The sequence below is a fragment of the Brevibacterium sp. Marseille-P9724 genome, from assembly GCF_902500275.1.
Classification (GTDB): Bacteria; Actinomycetota; Actinomycetes; order Actinomycetales; family Brevibacteriaceae; genus Brevibacterium.
The window spans coordinates 246,447-265,864 of record NZ_LR722990.1; the positions used below are offsets into that span (position 1 = coordinate 246,447).

The window sequence follows — 19,418 nt, forward strand, 5'->3', positions numbered from 1 at the left end:
GTCAGACGGCAGAGTGCTCGGGTGAGCGCAGACTTCAGACGGCGCGCGACAGCCAGCGCACAGGGGCGCCTTCGCCGGCCAGCCGGAAGGCTTCGAGTTCGTCGTCCCACGCCTGGCCCAGCGCAAGAGACATTTCTGCCTGCATGCGCTCGGAATCGCCTCCGGAACGGGCCATGACAGCGCGAATGATGTCTTCGCCTACGACGATGTTGCCGTGGACGTCTGTCAGGGCATGAAAAATGCCGAGATCAGGGGTGTGGCTCCAACGTGCGCCGTCGAAGCCCGGGGATGCTTCCTCGGTGACTTCGTAGCGAACATTGGCCCACCCCTTGAGGGCAGACGCAATCTTCGCGCCGGAGCCTGCCGGTGCAGCCCAGCAGACCTCAGCGCGCAGCAAACCAGGCGCCGCCGGCTGCGGCGACCAATCGAACTTGGCTTGGGCACCAATCGCACCGCCTGCAGCCCATTCAATATGAGGGCACAGCGCACGCGGTGCGGAGTGGACGAACAGTACGCCCTGGGTGTTATTCACTTTGCCTCCTTGATCGTTCCGAAAACGTCTTCCCCACGAATCGAAACACCAAAGAGGTTCTCAGTCATAATAGTGCAAAACGCGCAGAAGAGAAATACCGCCACAGTGCGCGCACTGCTATGCTGACCATGTTCTGACCCCCTGTAGCTCAGCTGGTTAGAGCAGGGGACTCATAATCCCTTGGTCGCCGGTTCAAGTCCGGCCGGGGGGACTCTCATTCACATGGCCCATCACTGTGCAGCTCAACAGCAGGGCTGATGGCCAAAAGCTTCGGGGTGGGTATCGCAGCGATACCCACCCCGAAGCTTTCTGCAGCTGAAAGTCAGACGCTCTTGAACACGACGACGGCGTTGTGGCCGCCGAAGCCGAACGAGTTTGACAGTGCGGCAATCGGCCCGTCAGGAAGTTTGGCCGGCGTGTCGCGGACGATGTTGAGGTCGATCTTCGGGTCGACGTTCTCGATGTTGATCGTCGGCGGCGCCATGCGATTGTGCAGGGCGAGAACCGTGAAGATCGCTTCTACGGCGCCCGCGCCGCCCAGCAGGTGTCCCGTCATGGACTTCGTGCCGGTCACGAGAGCATCGTGCGTGTGTTCGCCGAGCAGAGCGTTGATTGCCAGCGATTCCGGCACATCGCCGACCGGGGTCGACGTTGCGTGGGCGTTGATGTGCTTGACCGCCTCGGGCTGGAGTCCTGCACATTCAAGAGCCTGGCGCATGGCGCGCAGGGCGTATTTGCCCTCGGGCTCGTTAGCGGTGATGTGGTGAGCGTCGTTGGTGACGCCCCAGCCGCCGAGCTCCGCATAGATCTTTGCTCCCCGAGCTTCGGCGTGTTCTTTGGTTTCCAATACCAGAGCACCGGCGCCTTCGCCCATGACGAAGCCGTCACGGTCGACGTCATAGGGGCGCGAAGCGGTTTCGGGCGAATCGGTGCGACGTGAAAGGGCGCGCATCGATGAGAAGGCAGACATCGTGAACGGGTGAATAGCGCTTTCAGAACCGCCCGCAATCACAACGTCCGCACGGCCGGACCTGAGCACGTCAAAGGCGTGGCCGATGCTCTCGGTAGATGAAGCACAGGCAGATACGACCGTCTGCACGCCCGCGTGAGCGTGGTACTCCATGCCGATGGCGGCCGCGGGGCCGTTGGGCATGAGCATGGGGACGGTCAAAGGCATAACGCGGCGGGAGCCTTCTTCGCGCAGGGTGTCCCAGCCGTTGAGCAGGCTCCAGACGCCTCCGATGCCCGTGGCCCACGAAACGGCGAGCCGATCAGCATCGACTTCGGCTCCTTCTTCGCTAAAGCCGGCGTCATCCATTGCCTCTTTGGCGGAGATCAGTGCGAACTGGCTGGAAGGGTCGAGGCGCTTGGCCTGCACCCGTGTGAGTTTGTCTTCGACAACTGCCGGGTCAACGGCAGCTGCGAAGTTGACAGGGATGTCGTACTTGTCCTGCCAGTCGTTGTCGAGTGCTTTGACACCGGAGGTGCCAGCGAGAGCTGATTCCCATGTTTCTTCAGCGGTGCCGCCCAACGGGGAGACAGCGCCGATGCCGGTGACGACAACTGTGGAAGTCATGTGGTTACCTCGTCGAATCTTGGGGTAAGCCGCCGGGCTCGTGTAAGCCCGGCGGCTTAGGGAGATCAGGCCTGCTGAGCCTTCACGATGTAGTCAACAGCGTTCTGGACGGTTTCGAGGTCCTTGACGTCGTCGTCGGGGATCTTGACGTCGAACTTCTTTTCTGCGTTGACGACGATGGTCATCATCGAAATCGAGTCGATGTCGAGGTCATCGGTGAACGACTTCTGCGGTTCAACAGCGTCGACAGCGAGGCCGGTTTCTTCGTTGACGATTTCTGCGAGTCCTGCAAGGACTTCTGCTTCGGTGTTAGCCATAGTTTCCTCTTTCTCTTTGACTGCTTACAGTCGTGTGACATTGATTCGACGAATGCCCGAATCGATATTACGTCAGGAGGCGAGCCGTGTCGTGTGACTCAGCGTCCTCCAAGTCAATCAGGGGAGCTGAACGACCTGTGCGCCGTAGACCAGACCGGCGCCGAAGCCGATCTGCAGGCATAGGCCGCCGGACAGCTCCGGATTCTCCTTCAGCAGGCGGTGGGTTGCCAGCGGAATGGATGCCGCCGATGTGTTTCCGTTTTCTGCGATGTCTCGGCCGATCACGACGGAATCGGGAACGCCCAGCTGCTGTGCGAGGTTGTCGATGATCCGCATGTTCGCCTGGTGCGGGACGAATGCGGCAAGGTCGGAAGCCTTAACGCCGGCTGCGTCGAGCGCCTGCTTGGCGATCTCGACCATGTCGTAGACGGCCCAGCGGAAAACCGACGGTCCGTCCTGGCGCAGGGTGGGGAAACCGACTTCGGGGTTGTCGCGGTAGTCGAAGAACGACGCGTGCATTCTGATCGTGTCCCACTTCTGGGGGTTCGACCCGATAACAGACTGTGAAATGCCGGGCGTGTCGGACGACTGCACGACCGCGGCACCCGCCCCGTCTCCGAGGATGAAGGAAATCGACCTGTCTGTCGGATCGATCCAGTCGGAGAGCTTCTCGGCGCCGACAACGAGGACATTGTCGGCCATGCCCGAGCGCACGACAGCGTCGGCCTGCGCGATGGCGTAGCAGTATCCGGCGCAGGCTGCCGAAATGTCCCAGGCGGGTATCGGTCCGGTGCCCAGTTCGGCGGCCAGTTTGGCCGCGGCTGACGGCGTCGGATAGGGGAAGGTCACTGTTGCGATGATGATCGCGCCGATTTCCTCCGGCTTCAGCCCGGCGTTCGCGATTGCCTCCTTGGACGCCTCCAGGCACATGTCGATGAGGCTGGTGTCTTTGTCTGCCCGGCGTCGCGTGATGATCCCAGTGCGCTGTTGGATCCATTCATCAGATGAATTGATGGGCCCGACGATGTCGTTGTTGTGCACAACAACGTTTGAGCGCCCGGCGCCGATGCCGGCGATGCGGGAGAATCCCTGCGAGGTCGCGGTCTTGAGAGTTGCCACGTTCATCCCTTTCTTAGGCGTGGGAGGCGACGAAAGCGCGTGCTTCGTCCAGCTGATCGGCCGATGTGAGCGCGAAGGTTTCCACACCCTTCATGCCGCGGCGGGCGATCCCGGCCAGCGTGCCGCCGGGCAGCAGCTCGAGCAGTCCGGTGACCCCGGCTTCCACGAGAGTCGACTGACACAGGTCCCAGCGGACCGGCGAGGTGACCTGATTGACCAGTGACTGTACGTAGTCACGGCCGTTCTCAACGGGGAGTCCGTCGCGGTTGGACAGAATTGACACGGTCGGATCGTTCGGGTTGAGCGAGTCGGCCAGTTCCTGCAGTTCGGGCTGTGCCGAGGCCATGAAGTCCGTATGGAAGGCCCCGGCCACCTGCAGCGGGATGACCCGCGTGCGCTCCGGAGGGTTGTCTTTGAGCTTGCCGATGTTCTCAAGAGCGCCGGCGGCGACGATCTGCCCACCGCCGTTGACGTTGGCCGGCTGCAGGCCGGCAGCTTCAATGGCGTTGAGAACATCGTCCTGTACTCCGCCGATGACGGCGGCCATGCCGGTGGGCACGGCCTTTGAAGCCTGGGCCATGCCACGGGAGCGAACGCCGACGAAGTTCATGGCATCAGCGTCGGTGAGGACCCCAGCGAGCGCGGCAGCCCCGACTTCGCCCACCGAGTGGCCGGCGTAGTAGCTGGGGGCGGTTTCGCCGAGCACCTCTCGGGCCGACGCGATTGCGGACGCGACAAGCAGAGGCTGCGCAATGGCGGTGTCCTTGATGGTTTCGTCATCCGATGTGGTGCCGTGGGCGATGAGGTCAAGGCCCACCGCTTCGGACGCGCTGGCGATCGTCTGCTTGAAGCTGTCGATCTCAATAAAAGGCGTGAGGAATCCGGACTTCTGGGCGCCCTGACCCGGGCAGGCAACTACTAGCAAAGCTCTCCAACTTTCTCGACTGCGCAACGACGATAGTGTATTTGGCTGAAACCTCAGCGTGAATTGTCGTAGGTGTACAACTGTCCTGCGCTGTGCAGGTGGCCGTATACCAAAGCGATCCGAATGACGAACCCTGAGCGCGCCTCGGTCGGATCTATCCCAAGGGCCTCGGTAAGTTTCTTGAGTCGATAGCGCACGGTGTTCGGATGGACGTCGAGGGCGCGTGCGGTCGTTTCCAGCGCGCCGCCGTATTCGAGGTAGGCGGCGGCAGTGGCCAGAAGCTGACCAGAGCCGGTGGCCAGGGGTTCGTAGTAGGAGGACACGAGGGCATCGACTGCGCTGCGGTCACCGGCTATGGCCCGTTCGGGAAGAAGATCGTCAGCAAAGACCGGGCGCGGGGTGTCGGGTCGGGCGCGCGCGGTGCGCAGACCCCACACGGCGGCGGAAGCGCTTATCCCAGCCTGTGCGAAGGAACTGACCTCCGGGCCGATGACAATGTCGGACGGACCGAAGAACGGCGAAAGGTCCTCAGCGGCTGCTTCGACGTCAGATACTCCGCCGAGCACAATGAGAAGGCGGTCGGAGTGGATGCCGACAAGCGCGTCTTCTGCCCACTTCTTAGCTGTTGAGCGCACTTGCTCTATAGATGCGCGGTCTTTGCGACGGGGTGCCCGCCCCATGATCACGCGAATTGAGCCCTCCGAGTCCCAGCCGTAGGCAGCTGTTCGACTGGCAAGTTCGTCTACGGAGTCGCCCCGCACAAGCGCGTCGATGACCATCGCCTCGAGTCGGGCGTCCCAGCTGCCCCTGGCCTCAGCTGCTCGTGCATAGATATCGGCGGCAGCGAAGGCGATCTCGCGTGAATAGATGAGCACCGCCTCGCGAAGCTCAGCCTGTTCGCCGGCGCGGGCAAGGTCGCTCACCCGCTCCTCGACTACTTCGACGACAACGCGCAGAAGCTGCAGCGTCTGCTGCAGTGAAACAGAACGGACAAGCTCCTTAGGTGCAGATTTGAAGATGTCGTTGATCACCCGAAGGTGGCGGGTGGGGTTTCGGTACCACTCGATAAACGACGAAATTCCCGAGTTCGCCAGCACAACCACCCAGCCCTTGTCGGCAGAGGACAGCTGTGAGAACCAGCGCAGGCGCCCTTCAATGCGCTTGAGGGTCAGGTTCGACAGTGTGCGCTGACCAGCCTCGAGGCGGCGGATGGTGTCAGCGCGAGCAGCGTTCTTCGCGCTGGGCTTGTCATGGTCGGGCATGAGACCAACCATAGCGGTTGAATAACAAAAACCTTGTATCGGGAAAACAAAAGGGGGCCAGGGTGAGCACCCCGACCCCCTTCTATGTGCGGCCGAATCACCGCCGGGCGACTGTATTCGTCATGCGTCTCCGCCGGCAGTGCCGGATAGGCCCTTCCGGGGATCGTCAAGACCGTACTTCTTCGCAGCCTCCGCCGCCTTCGACATGTCGATCTCGCCGGTGTCGGCCAGGCTGATGAGAGCCTGAACGACAACGGAATGAGCGTCGATGAGGAAGTAGCGGCGAGCGGCTGGACGAGTGTCGGAGATGGCGTAGCCGTCCGCGCCGAGGCTCGTGAAGTGGTTCGGCACGTACTGGCGGATCATGTCCGGAACAGTCCGGGTGAAGTCGCTCGTGGCGATGACCGGTCCCTGGGAGTCCAGCAGCCTCTGCGTGACGTAGGGGACCCGGGGCTCTGCCTGCGGGTCGAGCAGACGGGCATCGTCAGCGGTCAGACCGTCGCGGCGCAGTTCCTGCCACGAGGTGACAGACCACACATCAGCACTGACGCCCCAGTCTTTCTCGAGGATTTCCTGGGCTTCGAGGATCCACGGAACACCAACACCGGAGGCCATGAGCTGAACCTTCGGGCCGTCCGTCTTATTGCCGTCTTTGAGCTTGTAGAGGCCCTTGATGATGCCGTCAGTGTCGAGGTTCTCCGGTGCCTTCGGCTGGACCATCGGCTCGTTGTACATGGTGATGTAGTACATGACGTCCGGGTCCTGGCGCGGATCTTCGGGATCGTACATCCGGTGCAGGCCGTCGCGAACGATGGTTGCGATTTCGTAGGCGTAGGCCGGGTCGTAGGACACGATCGAAGGGAAGGTCGAGGACAGAACGTGGGAGTGGCCGTCCCCGTGCTGCAGACCCTCGCCGGTCAGGGTGGTGCGTCCGGCCGTGGCCCCCAGAATGAATCCGCGCGTCATCTGGTCGCTGGCCGCCCAGAACTGGTCTCCCGAACGCTGGAAGCCGAACATCGAGTAGAAGATGTAGAACGGAATCATCGGCTCGCCGTGCGTGGCGTAGCTGGTGCCCGCAGCGGTCAGCGCGGTTGTCGAACCGGACTCGTTGATGCCCATGTGCAGCAGCTGACCGTCGCTTGCTTCCTTGTAGGACAGGAACAGGTCACGGTCGACAGAAATATAGTTCTGGCCGTGCGGGTTGTAGATCTTCTTCGTTGGGAAGAAGGAGTCCATGCCGAAGGTGCGGGCTTCGTCCGGGATGATGGGCACAACCCGCTTGCCGAACTCCTTGTCCCGCATGAGGTCCTTGAGAATGCGGACGAACGCCATGGTTGTGGCGATCTCCTGCTTGCCTGAACCGCGCATGCCCGGTTCGAAGGCCTTGTCGTCGGGAAGTTTGATGTCGACGTACTTCGAGCGGCGTTCGGGAGTGAAGCCGCCGAGTTCATGACGTCGGTCGAGCAGGTATTTGATTTCCGGAGCGTCGTCGCCGGGGTGGTAGTACGGCGGGAGCTCTGGATTCTCTTCGAGCTGCTTGTCGGAGATCGGGATGGAGAAGTGGTCGCGGGCTGCTTTGAGGTCTTCCAGCGCCATCGTCTTCATCTGGTGGGTTGCGTTGCGGGCCTCGAAGTGCGGCCCGAGCGAATAGCCCTTGACGGTCTTGACGAGGATGACGGTCGGCTGACCGGTGTGCTCAAGTGCAGCCTTGTAGGCCGCGTACACCTTACGGTAGTCGTGGCCGCCGCGCTTGAGGTTCCAGATCTGCTGGTCGGTGTAGTGCTCGACCATGGCCTTCGTGCGCGGGTCTCGTCCGAAGAAGTTGTCGCGGACGAAGCCGCCGGACTCGCCCTTGTACGTCTGGTAGTCGCCGTCGGGAGTGGCGTTCATCAGGTTGACGAGAGCGCCGTCGCGGTCTTTGGCCAGCAGCGGGTCCCACTCGCGGCCCCAGATGACCTTGATGACGTTCCAGCCGGCACCTCGGAACCAGGATTCGAGTTCCTGGATGATCTTGCCGTTGCCGCGGACCGGACCGTCGAGGCGCTGCAGGTTGCAGTTGATGACGAAAGTCAGGTTGTCGAGCTCTTCGTAGGCGGCGTACTGGAGCATGCCGCGTGCTTCCGGTTCGTCCATTTCACCGTCGCCGAGGAAGGCCCAGGTGTGCTGCTGGCTGGTGTCCTTGATGCCGCGGTTGTGCAGGTAACGGTCAAACTGTGCCTGAGAGATGGCGGCCTGGGGGCCGATGCCCATGGACACCGTCGGGTGCTCCCAGAAGTCGGGCATCTGGCGCGGGTGCGGGTAGGAGGGCAGCCCGAAGGGTTTGCCGTTGACGTAGTGGGAGGACTGCTGGCGGAAGCCGTCCATCTGTTCAGCGTTGAGGCGGCCCTCGAGGAAGGCGCGTGCATACATGCCCGGTGACGCGTGGCCCTGGTAGAAGATGTGGTCGCCGCCGCCGGGGTGATCCTTGCCGCGGAAGAAGTGGTTGAGCCCGACCTCGTAGAGAGTTGCGGCCGAAGCGTAGGTCGAAATGTGGCCGCCGACTCCAATGCCCTCGCGCTGTGCACGCTGGACCTGCACGGCGGCGTTCCAGCGGATCCACCTGCGATAGCGGCGTTCTACTTCTTCGTCACCCGGGAACCACGGTTCGTCTTCAGCGCCGATGGTGTTGACGTAGTCGGTGGCTGTGAGGCTGGGGACGCCGATTCGCTGCTGGCGCGCACGCTGGATGAGGTTGAGCATGATGTAGCGTGCGCGGGCGGTGCCGGCCTCTTCGACCAGCGCGTCAAGGGAGTCGATCCAGTCCTGGGTCTCCTGCGGGTCGATGTCGGGGACATTCGCGGGGAGACCATTGAGGATGGGGCCCTTGTTCTTGTTGTCCAAAGCAATTCCTCTCGCGTTTAAGGGACTTCGGATATGTGTCTAGGCTATTGCACTTCGGGCCTGGGTGTCGCCGAACTGGGTGTGAAATGGTCCACCCTGTCGGCCGCTGATTGTCCGAACCGGCCAAATTCTATGTATTTCCCGGAGTATCGGCCCTGTGATTGGCGAAACGCGGCTTTTCTGGTGAGAATAAAGCCATGAGTACAACTCCCTCAGGAAGGACGCTCGATTCCGCGCAGGCAGCGCAGGCGGCAAACCCCCTGTCTCTGTCGAGCGGCCAGTATGTTCAGGAGATCGGCTTTGACGACGACGTCGATTTCCAGCTGCGCGATGACATCGCGGCAGTAACCGGCGAAGAGATGATTGACGGCGACGTCGACGATGTTTTCGACGTGATCGTCATGTGGTGGCGCAGCGATGACGACGACCTGACCGACGGCATCGTCGACGCTCAGACAACTTTGAAGGACGGCGGTGTTGTGTGGCTTCTGACCCCGAAGGCCGGCCGCCCCGGGCACATTGATCCGGTCGACATCAACGATGCCGCGCCCGTTGCCGGTATGCACGTGACGAAGACGGTTCGTGCGGCGGCTGATTGGTCGGCCGTGTGCCTGATGAGCAAAAAGAACTTCGACTGATGACTTTGGAAACCGGTGCCGTCGGACCCCAGGTGGGTGCGGCGGCACCTTCACTTTGTCTGCCTTCCCACTTCGGTGAAGCACTGTCTTTTGGCGAATGCAGGCTGCGTGCCGGTGCCGAGCAGATCCTTGCGGTGTTCTTTCCCTTTGCGTATTCACCCGTCTGCACTGCCGAAATGGAGCAGCTTGCGCAGCTGTACGATGATCTGCTGGCCGGCGGCACAGAGGTAGCCGCGGTGTCATGCGATCCGAAGTACACTCTGGCCGCGTGGGCGCAGGACCTCCGGCTGCCGTTTGTCCTTCTGTCTGACTTCTGGCCCCACGGTGCTGCCTCAAAGGCCTTTGGCGCTTTCGATGAGCGGCGCGGCTTTGCGCAGCGCCTGACCTTCCTTCTGGACGGGTCGGGTGTTGTGGTCGACACGGAGCACTCCTTGGCTGGAAGCAAGCGCGACTTCACTCGCTTCCTTAATCGCTCTGGGAGCTTCTGAGCCTCCTTCGCTGCCGTGTGAGCAGTTAGGGTGGGAGTGACCTGTCGTTCTTCCCAAGGAGGGGTTATGGCGTCCATCTTCACTAAGATCCTCGACGGAGAGATTCCCGGCGCGTTCGTCTATCAAGACGACCGCTGCGCAGCTTTTATGGACATCAGTCCGCTGACCGATGGGCACGTGCTCGTCATCCCGCGTGAAGAGATTGACCACTGGCTCGACCTGCCTGAAGACCTCACAGCTCATCTCATGTCGGTCGCTCAGAAGATCGGGCGGGCACAGAAGAAGGCGTTCTCCTGTGAGCGCATTGGGGTCTTGATTCAGGGATATGAAGTGCCCCACGTGCATATCCACGTGTGGCCCACGAACTCGGTTGAGGACTTCCGTCTGGAAAACACCCGCGGATCGACTGAGGCCGAAGACATCGCAGCAGCTGCGGAGAAGATCAAGGCCGAGCTTGCCTGAAGGCCATTCGATTCACCGCATTGCCCGCCGGTTCAACGCTGATTTCGCCGGGCGCGCGGTGACCGCCTCATCACCCCAGGAGCGCTTTTCTGACGGTGCCGCGCTCATCAGCGGCAGTGAGCTGGGGGAGTGCTATGCCGTCGGCAAGCACCTGTTCCTTCCGTTCGAGGGCGAGCGCACGGTGCGGGTCCACCTGGGCATCTACGGCGCCTGGGATTTTCTCTACGCTGCCGGAATGCCCGAACGCGCTGGGCAGACGGGGGAGTATGCCGGATCGCTTGGGGCGCCTCGTCGGGTGCGCGCCGGTGAGGTCGAGAAGGCAGAGGAACTCGAATCGGTTTGGCCGCCGGAACCGGTGGGGCAGGTGCGTCTGCGCCTGCTGACCGAGGGCGTGTGCGCTGACCTGCGCGGCCCTATGGTGTGTGAGGTCCTCACCCCTCACGAGGTGGAAGCTCAGCTGGCGGCACTCGGTCCTGATCCGCTGGTCGACGGAAATGCTCGCGGCGGTCGCAGATTTGCTGAGAATGTGCGCAGGCGCCGTCCGATCGGCAGTCTGCTCATGGATCAGTCTGTTGTCGCAGGCATCGGCAATGTGTACAGAGCCGAAATGCTGTTCCGTGCCGGGCTCAGTCCGTTCAAACCGGGAACCGAGTTGACCGATGGCGAAGTTTCCGCGCTGTGGCGCGATTGGGTGCGGCTGCTGCCCGTGGGAGTCGAAACAGGAGTTATGCTCACCCGCACGCGTCTGCGGGGCGCAAGCCGTCAGCGGGCAGCAGAAGACAGTGAGTTCCGCCATTTTGTGTATGGGCGCACGGGCCTGCCGTGTCGCGTGTGCAGAAATCCTGTGGCGATGACGGAAATGGAAGGGCGCAAACTGTACTGGTGCCCCGAATGCCAGAAGTGACGAAGGCGAGTCCGGCATATGCTGGGCTCGCCTCCGCCTCACGCCGCAGGCTGTCTATGACGGCAGGAGACCGAGGAGGTCGGCCAATTGGTAGCAGCCGAGCCCTATGACGACCAGAGTGATGGCACCGCCGAAGACATTGGCCCAGAGGCCGTTGGCGTTATCACCTACTACCTTTTTGCTGTTCATCGTAACGAGCAGGAAGATCGCAATGATCGGCAGAAGCAGGCCGTTGGCAGCCTGAGCTATGACGATGAGCTGAATCGGCTCGATGCCGGTCAGGGCAATGATCGCCCCGACGGCGAGGACTGAAATCCATATCCCGCGAAACAGCGGGCTCTTCATGTCGGTGCTTTTGCCGAGTATTCCGGTGATTGCATAGGCCGCGCCGAGTGGGCCGGCAAGAGCGGAGGTGAAGCCCGCCGCGAACAGTCCGAGTGCGAACACCCATGTCGAGGCATCTCCCAGCAGCGGTTGAAGCGATGTGGAGAGGTCTTCCGCAGTTTCGGCGCTCATACCGTGCAGGAAAAGTGCGCCGAAAGACGTCGCCATGACCGCCAGTGTGATGAGTCCGCCAAGTGAGATCGAGGCGGCGGTGTCGAGACGAGCTTCCTTCATAGCCTGCGTCTTCGGCACACCCTCCCAGTTTTCCTGCACGAGGCTTGCGTGGAGGAAGACATTGTATGGGACGACTGTCGTGCCGATCAGCGCGATTGCTGTCAGCGCAGATCCCGGCGGCATCGATGGTGCGAAGATCCCTTTGAAGATCTCGCCGACTGGAGGCTGCACAACGAAGGCGGTGATGACGAACAGGATTGTGAGGATGCCGACCATGACCATGAGCACACGCTCGATGGTTTTGTAGCTGCCGGTGATGAGCAGACTGAAGATCGCGACGACTATGAGCGCGACGATGATTCTCATGTCGATGGGTGCGACCGCCGATACGGCTAACGATGTTCCCGTCGTGTCGCCCCCGGCGTAGGCCGCACCGCCGATGCCGATCGCGGCTACCACGAGGATGATCATGAGCGTGCGCAGAATGGGATTGTCAAGCGCGCGGCGTATGGCCTCACCGAGGCCGAGGCCCGCGCCGATGCCGAGTCTGACCGCCATTTCCTGCAGGACGAGAGTGGCGATGATCGAGAAGACAACAGACCATGCCAGTGTGAAGCCGTAGTCTGCGCCGGTTACGATAGCGGTCGTGATCGTGCCGGGGCCGATGAACGAGGCCGCAATGATAAGTCCGGGACCAAACAGTGATCCCTGGCGCTTCTTTTCTGCTGTGTTTGGTGAAGAGGGGTTCACGCGAGCTCCTCTAGGCCGGGGAGTTTCCCCGATTATGTGACCGTCAGCACAACGATAGTGAGTGAAACGACAGTCGCGGGGATGTTTTCCTGTGTATCGCCTGAGTGCCTTAGCGGGAATGAACGAGCTCGCAGCATATGACGGACGGGCTCTCCGGCCCGGAGCCCGAACGCAAAAATCCCGGGACATCGAGTGAACGATGTCCCGGGACTTGGTGGGCCCAGAGGGACTCGAACCCCCGACCCTCTCGGTGTAAACGAGATGCTCTAGCCAACTGAGCTATAGGCCCTAACCGTGATAAGAATACAGTCAGTCGGCGATCCTGCCAATTCGGCTCAGCGTGCTGGCAAGAGCGGCTCTGCTGTCAGCTGGTCCAGCAGTGGAGTCAAACAGGGCTCGATTCTGTTCAAACGCGACTGCCGCGCAGGTGAGCACCACCGAGCAGTGACGCTCCGCCTCGTCGGAAATCTGGGCGCGCACCGCAGCGGGCAGGACAGGGCCACCCGAATGAGCGTAGGCGAGCGAAAAGATGTCCGCACCGTCGCGGTAGCGCAGCAGGACATCGTGCATACGCAGCAGAATGTCAGCCCCAGTCATGCCTTCGCCGTATCCAATAGCCTCATCCACTTCAGCGGCGATGCGCCGGGCTACAAGGACGAAGATCTCCTGCTTGTTCTTCACGTGCCAGTACAATGCGGATGGGCCGACACCCAGGTCGCGAGCCAATCTGCGCATAGAAAGGTCACCCATGCCGTAGTCGGTGAGGATGGCTACCGCAGCATCGGCAATGCGGTGAACAGACAGGCTCATGGAGTCAATCATGGCAGGTCGGAAGCCGGATTTCGCAATCAGTCCGCGGTGGGCTATAGTTGTCCCCGTTGCCATTCACGGGATATGGCGCAGTTTGGTAGCGCGCCTCGTTCGGGACGAGGAGGTCGTGGGTTCAAATCCCGCTATCCCGACGAGTCCTCGGGTCCATCCGAGGACTTTTGCTTTAGAGGAAGGCAACCACAATGAAGTGGACCGCAGTACTCGCTGCCGCCGCTGTCTTGACGCTCACCGCATGCGGTGCCCGCCCCCTGTCTGAACTTGAAGATGTGCAGGGCACAGTCTCTGAAACATCGGTGCCGGAAGAAGAAAAAGCAAAAGACGCCCTCGATTCGATCCAAGAAGACGCTGAGCTCAAAGCCCTGCTTCCTGACGATGTTCGCCAGCGCGGTCTGAAATGGGCTACGTCCGTCGGCTATCCGCCCATGGAACTGTGGACATCCGATAACTCTGAAATCATCGGGGTCGATCCGGCGATAGCGCACGCAGTATCAAAGAAGCTCGGTGTGCCGATGTCTTTGGAGAACCAGGAGTTCGCATCGCTCATCCCCGGCTTGATCTCCAAGCGCTATGACGTGATGATCAGTTCGACAACAGACAACGAAGAGCGCCGCAAGACCACAACCTTCGTCGACTACGTCCAAGCCGGAAACGCTTTCCTCGTCTACGAAGGAAACCCCGAAGGGATTGCCCGTCCCGATGACCTCTGCGGCAAATCGGTGGCCCTGGTCGCCAACGGATCATCGTTCGAAAAGGCCAAAGAGTTCTCCAAGAAGTGCGAAGACGACGGGGAACAGCCCTATAAGATCCTCAGCTTCGAAGACGACAACAACGCCAACCTCGCTGTTCAAAGCCGACGGGCCACTGCCACGGTTACTGATTTTCCAGTCGCTGCATACCGGGCAGCCGATAAGAAGAACAAGATGGCAGTCGTGCCGATCGACGGCGACGAAGCCGTGTGGGGCATCGGCATCGACAATTCCCGCACAGAGCTGGTTGACCCCATCTACGGGGCGCTGAGCGAGCTGATAGAAGACGGCACCTACGGGGAGATCCTCAAGGCGTGGGACGTCGAGCGCATGGCTGTGGATAAGGTCACAGTCAACTTGGAGGAGCACACGATCGGCGGTGACGACTGATGCGCACAGAGCCATTTGTCGACGCGGACGGCACACAGTGCAGAATCATTGCGCCTGTCCCGTGGGGCAGGATTTCTGTGGGGGCTCTCGCCATCCTGTTCGTGGTGTGGGTGCTGTCGCTGTTCGTCTTCAACGAAAGAATCCTCTGGTCTGAAGTTGCCCACTACTTCTTCTATTCGACAATCCTCAGCGGGATTGCCAATACGCTCTGGATTTCTGTCATCGCTACGCTGGTGGGCCTCGTCCTGGGCGTGCTGCTGGCCATTATGAAGCTGTCCCACAACCCGGTGCTGCGGGCCATTTCCGAGGTCTATCTGTGGATCTTCCGCGGAACGCCGGTTCTTGTGCAGCTGGTCTTCTGGTTCAATCTGGCTTTTCTGCTGCCGTACCTGATTGTCAAGATCCCGTTCACCATGATCGGCGTGTTCTGGGAAACCAATGCGCTTATAGGCCCAACCGAAGCCGCAATCCTCGGGCTTGGCCTCAATATGGCGGCGTATTTCGCTGAAACCGTGCGGGCGGGCATTCAGGCAGTGGATGTCGGGCAGACCGAGGCAGCACTTGCCGGCGGACTTACACGCCGTCAGACCATGCGCTTAGTGGTCCTGCCCCAAGCCCTGCGGATCATCATTCCGCCGACGGCCAATGAGTTCATCTCGATGCTCAAAACCACTTCACTGGTGATGATCGTCGCCGGACACGACCTCATGACAAATGCGGCAATCATCTACAAGCAGAACAACCTCATCATCGAACTGCTCATTGTGGTGAGCATCTGGTACATGATTATGACCGCGATAGCCACCTTCCTCCAGAGTCTGCTGGAGAAGCGGTTCGGCAAGGATCGCGTGCGCAGCACCCGGGGTGCTACGTGGGCGCAGAATCTTGTCGGGCGGATGAGCCGCTCTTCTTCCGAGAGCAGCCCCAGTTCGCAGGCAGTGCGCCGCACAGCGGAAGGAGCCGACCGTGCCAGCTGAAGACGTCATCGTCCATGCGGAGGGTGTCAAGAAGTCCTACGGCGAACACGAGGTTCTGCGGGGCGTGGATTTCCAGGTTCGATCGGGCGAAGTCGCCTGCATCATCGGACCTTCTGGTTCTGGAAAGTCGACGTTTCTGCGCACCCTCAACGGTTTGGAGTCGGTTGATTCCGGCAGTCTTACAGTGATGGGGGAGCAGGTGGGCTTCAGCCGGCGCGGCGAAGACTACCTGCGCTGGTCCGACAGGCGCTACGCGCAGTTCCGACAGCACATCGGCATGGTGTTTCAGCGATTCAACCTGTACGGACACCTTGATGCAGAAGAAAACGTCATGCTCAGCATGCGCCACGTCAAGGGGCTTTCTAAGTCGAAGGCCGAAAAGCGGGCAATTGAGGAACTTGAACGTGTTGGACTTGCGCAGCATCGCCACAAGAAGCCACACCAGCTCTCGGGTGGTCAGCAGCAGCGGGTTGCGATTGCGCGCAGCCTCGCGATGGATCCCGCGCTCATGCTCTTTGACGAACCGACCAGTGCACTGGACCCGGAGCTCGTTGACGAGGTGCTCTCGACCATGCAGCGGCTCGCACTGGAGGGTATGACTATGGTCGTGGTCACGCATGAGCTCGGCTTTGCTCGAGAGGTCGGCGACACGTTGGCGTTCTTCGACCAGGGAGTCGTCGTTGAAAAAGGAGCGCCGGAAGCGCTCTTGGACAATGCCGACAGCGACCGGGTCCGCGCGTTCATCGAGCGCGTCCGCCACGCGTAGTCTGCCGTCTTCGGCGCGCTGATCCGGAATCCGAAAGCGCGGCGGCAGACAGAAAGCCGCATACAGAAAGCGGGGGTGACCCAATCAGGGGCACCCCCGCTTGTCGCCTCAGATCAGGCCTGCGAGCCTTCGCGCAGTGAGCGCTTGAGAATCTTGCCCGCCGAGTTCTTCGGCAGGGCGTCTACGAAGTGCACAGCCTTGGGGACTTTGAACCCTGCGAGCTTGCCCTTGACGTGCTCGATGACAGCGTCTTCGGTCAGACTTTCGCGGCCGGCGTCGGTGAGCACGACGTAGGCGGTGATGGCCTCGATCCACTTTTCGTCGGGCATGCCGACCACCGAGACTTCTTCCACACCGTCCATGGCGAAGATGGCGTCTTCAACTTCGCGGCTTGCCACAAGAACACCGCCGGTGTTGATGACGTCCTTCACGCGGTCAACAACCGTGATGTAGCCCTCTTCGTCGGCGACCACAAGGTCTCCGGAATGGAACCAGCCGTCAACGAACGCTTCGGCGGTCTTCTCCGGCTTGTTCCAGTAGCCTTCGGCCAGCTGTGGGGAGCGGTAGAGGATTTCTCCGCGCTGTCCGACCTCGACGTCGTTGCCGTCGAGGTCGACAATCCTGGTTTCGACGAACAGCGCTGGGCGGCCGGCCGATGCCGGACGGTCTGCGTGCTCTTCGGGGCGCAGCACGGTGCACAGCGGTCCCATTTCGGACTGTCCGAAGCAGTTGTAGAGGCCGAGTTCCGGCAGCTGCTTCTGCAGGCGCTCAACAATCGGGCCGGGCATGATGGATGCCCCGTAGTAGGCCTTCTTGAGCGACGAAAGGTCGCGCGTGGTGAAGCTCGGGTTGTTGGTCAGCGCAACCCACACGGTCGGAGCAGCGAAGAACGCGGTGATGCGCTCCTTTTCGATGAGTTCGAGAAGCTCCTGCGGAACCGGGGTGGGCACGATGATGCTGTATGCGCCGCGCATGAGGGCGGGAATGAGCAGCACGTGCATCTGAGCCGAGTGGTACAGCGGCAGGGCGTGGACAAAGCGGTCCGAGCTTGTGAAATCCAGAGACGTCAGTGCGGACAGGTACTGGTGCATGAGGCTGCGGTGCGTCATCACGGCACCCTTGGGCGACGAGGTGGTTCCCGAGGTGTAGAGCAGCTGCACACGATCGGTGTCGACGGGAGAGAATTCGCCGTCGCGGGCCGGGCCGTCGACTTTGAGGGCCGGTTCCACGAGGCTTTCCATGAGCATGCGCTCACGCTTCTGGCCGGCTTCAGTTTCCTCAATGAACGGCATCAGGGCTTCTTCGGCCAAAACCAGCTTGGGGTCCGAGTCTGACAGGATGTAGTCGAGTTCGTCCTTCGTCAGCTGATAGTTGACGGGCACGTGGATGAGTCCTGCGCGAGCACAGGCTAAGAACACAATGGCGAAAATGTCAGAGTTTTTGCTGTAGGCGGCAACGCGGTCGCCCTTTTCCAGGCCCCGTTCGGTGAACAGTCGGGCGATATTCGTCACTGCCTGGTCGAGCTGACTGTAGGTCCAAGTCCGGTCCTGGAAGACGATGGCGGTGGCTCCGGGAGTGCGCGCAGCGCTGCGCTTGACGATATCTCCGATGGTGGAGCGATTCTCTTCTGTGAGTTGTGTCATAGCAGAATCGTGGCACAGTTCAAACGATCATTCAATTTTCGGGCGCTGTCTTATATTCCCCGTTGATGCGTTAGTTTGAAGACATGACGAATGTGCGCGACGTAATGGGCGTCTGTGAACAGCTGTGGCCGAAAAACCTCGCCGAGGACTGGGATTCCGTTGGCTTGGCAGTAGGTGATCCTGAATCTGCCGTGACCCACGTTAACTGCGCCCTGGATCCATCTGACGACGTCATCGCAGAAGCGGTTGAACTCGGCGCGGACTTCCTCTTCACGCACCATCCGCTGCTGCTTCGCGGCGTGACCTCAGTTGCCGCCGACACCTTAAAAGGAGGTGCTGTTCATACTCTGATCCGGTCTGGCATCGCACAGTTCAACGCGCACACGAACGCAGACTCCGTGCTCGGTGGCGTATCCGACGTTCTGGCCGACATCCTCCAGCTGCAGGAAGTCCAACCGCTTGTCCAGCACCCGGAAGCCGACGAGGGGGTAGGCCTGGGCCGGGTCGGGACCGTTGAGCCGACCAGCGTTGAAGACATCGCCGTGCGCTTAGCTCAGGGAGTTGATCTGTCTGTTCGGGGTATCGCCATCGGCGGTGACCCCAGTGCTGATGTCACCCGCATTGCCGTTCTCGGAGGGGCCGGCGACTCGATGTTCGGTGCTGCGCGAAAGGCGGGGGCTCAGCTCTACGTCACATCGGATCTGCGTCATCACCCCGCATCGGAAGCCCTCGATACGGGTGCTCGCGGCGGCCCTCTCGAACACCTCATCGACATTTCCCACTACTCAGCGGAGTCGGCGTGGATTCCACGCGCTGCCGAACAGCTCGACGAAGCCCTGCGCTCCGGCGGCCACAGCGTCACGGTGACAGTGTCAGATGTCTGTTCGGACCCGTGGAGCGCGGTCGTTCTTCCTGATTCAGAGGAGTGGCAGTGGAACTGACTGAACAGCAGCACGCGGCCGCGCTGGAGTATGCGTCGCTGAGCGCGCAGATTCGCCGCAATCGCGCCGCGGCGCAGCAGAAAGAGCGCGTGGCACGTCTGCAGGAACTGGCAGAGGACCACCGCACCCTTGCCGCACAAGCCAAAGACGTGCGCGCCGAAATTGAAAGTCACCAGAAGGAAGCCCGCGCGGCCGGAGCACAAGCCGCAGACGGTCGGACGAAGGCTGAGAGCATGGAGAGCAAGCTCAATGCCGGGGTAGGACTCACAAGCCGGGATCTCGTGGCGCTGCAGGCAGACATCGAATCTGTGCGCGCTGCTGTCGGCCAGGCGGAAGACAGGGAACTGCAAGCTCTCGAGAGTGCTGAATCGGCCGAGGCCCAGCTGGAACAGCTGCGCAGGCGTGCTGAGGAAATCGCATCGGAGGGAAAAGCCGAGGGGCAGCGCCGACAAGAAGAAGCTGCCCGTCTGGACGGTGAACACGCCCAGCTGGTCGAACAGATTCAGGCGAAACTTTCTGAGCTTCCCGCCGGAGCAGCCTCGATTATCCGCTCTTCCGGCATCGGAGTGCTGGCGGCGGGCGCCTGCGGAGCGTGCGGGGCCGCGCTTTCCGGTGTGCAGGCGGATGCAGTCCGCAACGCGAAGCGCACCTGGGCGTTTCAGTGCGAAGACTGCGAGAGCCTCGTCGTTCAGGCCTGATCGAACGGGCTACCA

19 protein-coding genes and 3 tRNA genes are annotated in these 19,418 nt (G+C 61.3%); 11 read left to right on the plus strand and 11 right to left on the minus strand.

Translation table 11 applies throughout. From position 1 onward, the window contains the following. Positions 1 to 34 precede the first annotated feature (34 nt). Positions 35 to 532 carry a DUF3145 domain-containing protein gene (locus GC119_RS01215; RefSeq protein WP_070572885.1) on the minus strand — a complete coding sequence of 166 codons (498 nt, stop codon included), beginning with the start codon at positions 530 to 532 and terminating at the stop codon, positions 35 to 37. Positions 533 to 669: 137 nt separating this feature from the next. On the opposite strand from GC119_RS01215, the gene GC119_RS01220 reads away from it, so the two are divergent. After that, positions 670 to 743: transfer RNA gene (locus GC119_RS01220), tRNA-Ile, on the plus strand. 111 nt (positions 744 to 854) lie between these two features. Here the strand turns inward: GC119_RS01220 and fabF are convergent. The 6 genes from fabF to aceE form a co-directional block, all read right to left on the minus strand. After that, complete coding sequence (gene fabF, locus GC119_RS01225; RefSeq protein ID WP_070572883.1) at positions 855 to 2,108, minus strand: beta-ketoacyl-ACP synthase II; 1,254 nt, start codon at positions 2,106 to 2,108, stop codon at positions 855 to 857. Positions 2,109 to 2,173: 65 nt separating this feature from the next. Then, positions 2,174 to 2,425: an acyl carrier protein gene (locus GC119_RS01230; RefSeq protein WP_019175348.1), complete on the minus strand. Its 252-nt coding sequence runs from the start codon at positions 2,423 to 2,425 to the stop codon at positions 2,174 to 2,176. 117 nt (positions 2,426 to 2,542) lie between these two features. After that, positions 2,543 to 3,550 (minus strand): beta-ketoacyl-ACP synthase III, encoded by a 1,008-nt coding sequence (locus GC119_RS01235; RefSeq protein ID WP_070572881.1) that lies wholly within the window; start codon positions 3,548 to 3,550, stop codon positions 2,543 to 2,545. Between the two features lie 7 nt (positions 3,551 to 3,557). After that, positions 3,558 to 4,469 (minus strand): ACP S-malonyltransferase, encoded by a 912-nt coding sequence (locus GC119_RS01240; protein ID WP_070572879.1) that lies wholly within the window; start codon positions 4,467 to 4,469, stop codon positions 3,558 to 3,560. 53 nt (positions 4,470 to 4,522) lie between these two features. Continuing rightward, complete coding sequence (locus tag GC119_RS01245) at positions 4,523 to 5,731, minus strand: PucR family transcriptional regulator (protein WP_226829157.1); 1,209 nt, start codon at positions 5,729 to 5,731, stop codon at positions 4,523 to 4,525. A gap of 120 nt (positions 5,732 to 5,851) precedes the next feature. Next, positions 5,852 to 8,611, minus strand: a complete 2,760-nt coding sequence (aceE, locus tag GC119_RS01250; RefSeq protein ID WP_070572875.1) for a pyruvate dehydrogenase (acetyl-transferring), homodimeric type — start codon at positions 8,609 to 8,611, stop codon at positions 5,852 to 5,854. 197 nt (positions 8,612 to 8,808) lie between these two features. Here aceE and GC119_RS01255 point away from each other — a divergent pair, with 197 nt between their 5' ends. From GC119_RS01255 to GC119_RS01270, 4 genes are all read left to right on the plus strand, one after another. Beyond that, positions 8,809 to 9,249, plus strand: coding sequence for a DUF3052 domain-containing protein (locus GC119_RS01255; protein WP_070572873.1), 441 nt, complete (start codon positions 8,809 to 8,811; stop codon positions 9,247 to 9,249). Then, positions 9,249 to 9,737 (plus strand): redoxin domain-containing protein, encoded by a 489-nt coding sequence (locus GC119_RS01260; protein ID WP_070572871.1) that lies wholly within the window; start codon positions 9,249 to 9,251, stop codon positions 9,735 to 9,737. Before GC119_RS01255 ends, GC119_RS01260 begins: the two co-directional genes overlap by 1 nt. A 66-nt stretch (positions 9,738 to 9,803) precedes the next feature. Continuing rightward, the gene (locus GC119_RS01265; RefSeq protein ID WP_070572869.1) at positions 9,804 to 10,199 is read left to right on the plus strand and encodes an HIT family protein; all 396 of its coding nucleotides are present in this window, start codon (positions 9,804 to 9,806) and stop codon (positions 10,197 to 10,199) included. Then, positions 10,192 to 11,103 (plus strand): Fpg/Nei family DNA glycosylase, encoded by a 912-nt coding sequence (locus GC119_RS01270; protein WP_070572868.1) that lies wholly within the window; start codon positions 10,192 to 10,194, stop codon positions 11,101 to 11,103. Before GC119_RS01265 ends, GC119_RS01270 begins: the two co-directional genes overlap by 8 nt. A 54-nt stretch (positions 11,104 to 11,157) precedes the next feature. Here GC119_RS01270 and GC119_RS01275 read toward each other — a convergent pair whose 3' ends face one another. From GC119_RS01275 to GC119_RS01285, 3 genes are all read right to left on the minus strand, one after another. After that, a complete protein-coding gene (locus GC119_RS01275; RefSeq protein ID WP_070572866.1) occupies positions 11,158 to 12,411 on the minus strand; it encodes an Nramp family divalent metal transporter in 1,254 nt (417 codons plus the stop codon). Positions 12,412 to 12,623: 212 nt separating this feature from the next. Further along, positions 12,624 to 12,700, minus strand: a tRNA-Val gene (locus tag GC119_RS01280). Positions 12,701 to 12,720: 20 nt separating this feature from the next. Further along, positions 12,721 to 13,221 carry a TetR family transcriptional regulator gene (locus tag GC119_RS01285; protein ID WP_070573037.1) on the minus strand — a complete coding sequence of 167 codons (501 nt, stop codon included), beginning with the start codon at positions 13,219 to 13,221 and terminating at the stop codon, positions 12,721 to 12,723. A 78-nt stretch (positions 13,222 to 13,299) separates the two neighbouring features. On the opposite strand from GC119_RS01285, the gene GC119_RS01290 reads away from it, so the two are divergent. From GC119_RS01290 to GC119_RS01305, 4 genes are all read left to right on the plus strand, one after another. Further along, positions 13,300 to 13,373 (plus strand) — tRNA-Pro (locus GC119_RS01290). 51 nt (positions 13,374 to 13,424) lie between these two features. Beyond that, entirely contained in the window at positions 13,425 to 14,378 is a 954-nt protein-coding gene (locus tag GC119_RS01295; RefSeq protein ID WP_070572864.1) for an ABC transporter substrate-binding protein, read from the plus strand. Then, a complete protein-coding gene (locus GC119_RS01300) occupies positions 14,378 to 15,355 on the plus strand; it encodes an amino acid ABC transporter permease (RefSeq protein ID WP_070572862.1) in 978 nt (325 codons plus the stop codon). Before GC119_RS01295 ends, GC119_RS01300 begins: the two co-directional genes overlap by 1 nt. After that, positions 15,345 to 16,121 (plus strand): amino acid ABC transporter ATP-binding protein, encoded by a 777-nt coding sequence (locus GC119_RS01305; protein WP_305366932.1) that lies wholly within the window; start codon positions 15,345 to 15,347, stop codon positions 16,119 to 16,121. Before GC119_RS01300 ends, GC119_RS01305 begins: the two co-directional genes overlap by 11 nt. A gap of 113 nt (positions 16,122 to 16,234) precedes the next feature. Here GC119_RS01305 and GC119_RS01310 read toward each other — a convergent pair whose 3' ends face one another. Further along, a complete protein-coding gene (locus tag GC119_RS01310; RefSeq protein ID WP_151952252.1) occupies positions 16,235 to 17,764 on the minus strand; it encodes a fatty acyl-CoA synthetase in 1,530 nt (509 codons plus the stop codon). Between the two features lie 83 nt (positions 17,765 to 17,847). Between GC119_RS01310 and GC119_RS01315 the strand changes: the two genes are divergently transcribed. Further along, complete coding sequence (locus GC119_RS01315; protein ID WP_151952253.1) at positions 17,848 to 18,705, plus strand: Nif3-like dinuclear metal center hexameric protein; 858 nt, start codon at positions 17,848 to 17,850, stop codon at positions 18,703 to 18,705. Then, complete coding sequence (locus GC119_RS01320; protein WP_070572856.1) at positions 18,696 to 19,403, plus strand: hypothetical protein; 708 nt, start codon at positions 18,696 to 18,698, stop codon at positions 19,401 to 19,403. The genes GC119_RS01315 and GC119_RS01320 overlap by 10 nt, the downstream gene beginning before the upstream one ends. The last annotated feature ends 15 nt before the right edge of the window (positions 19,404 to 19,418 follow it).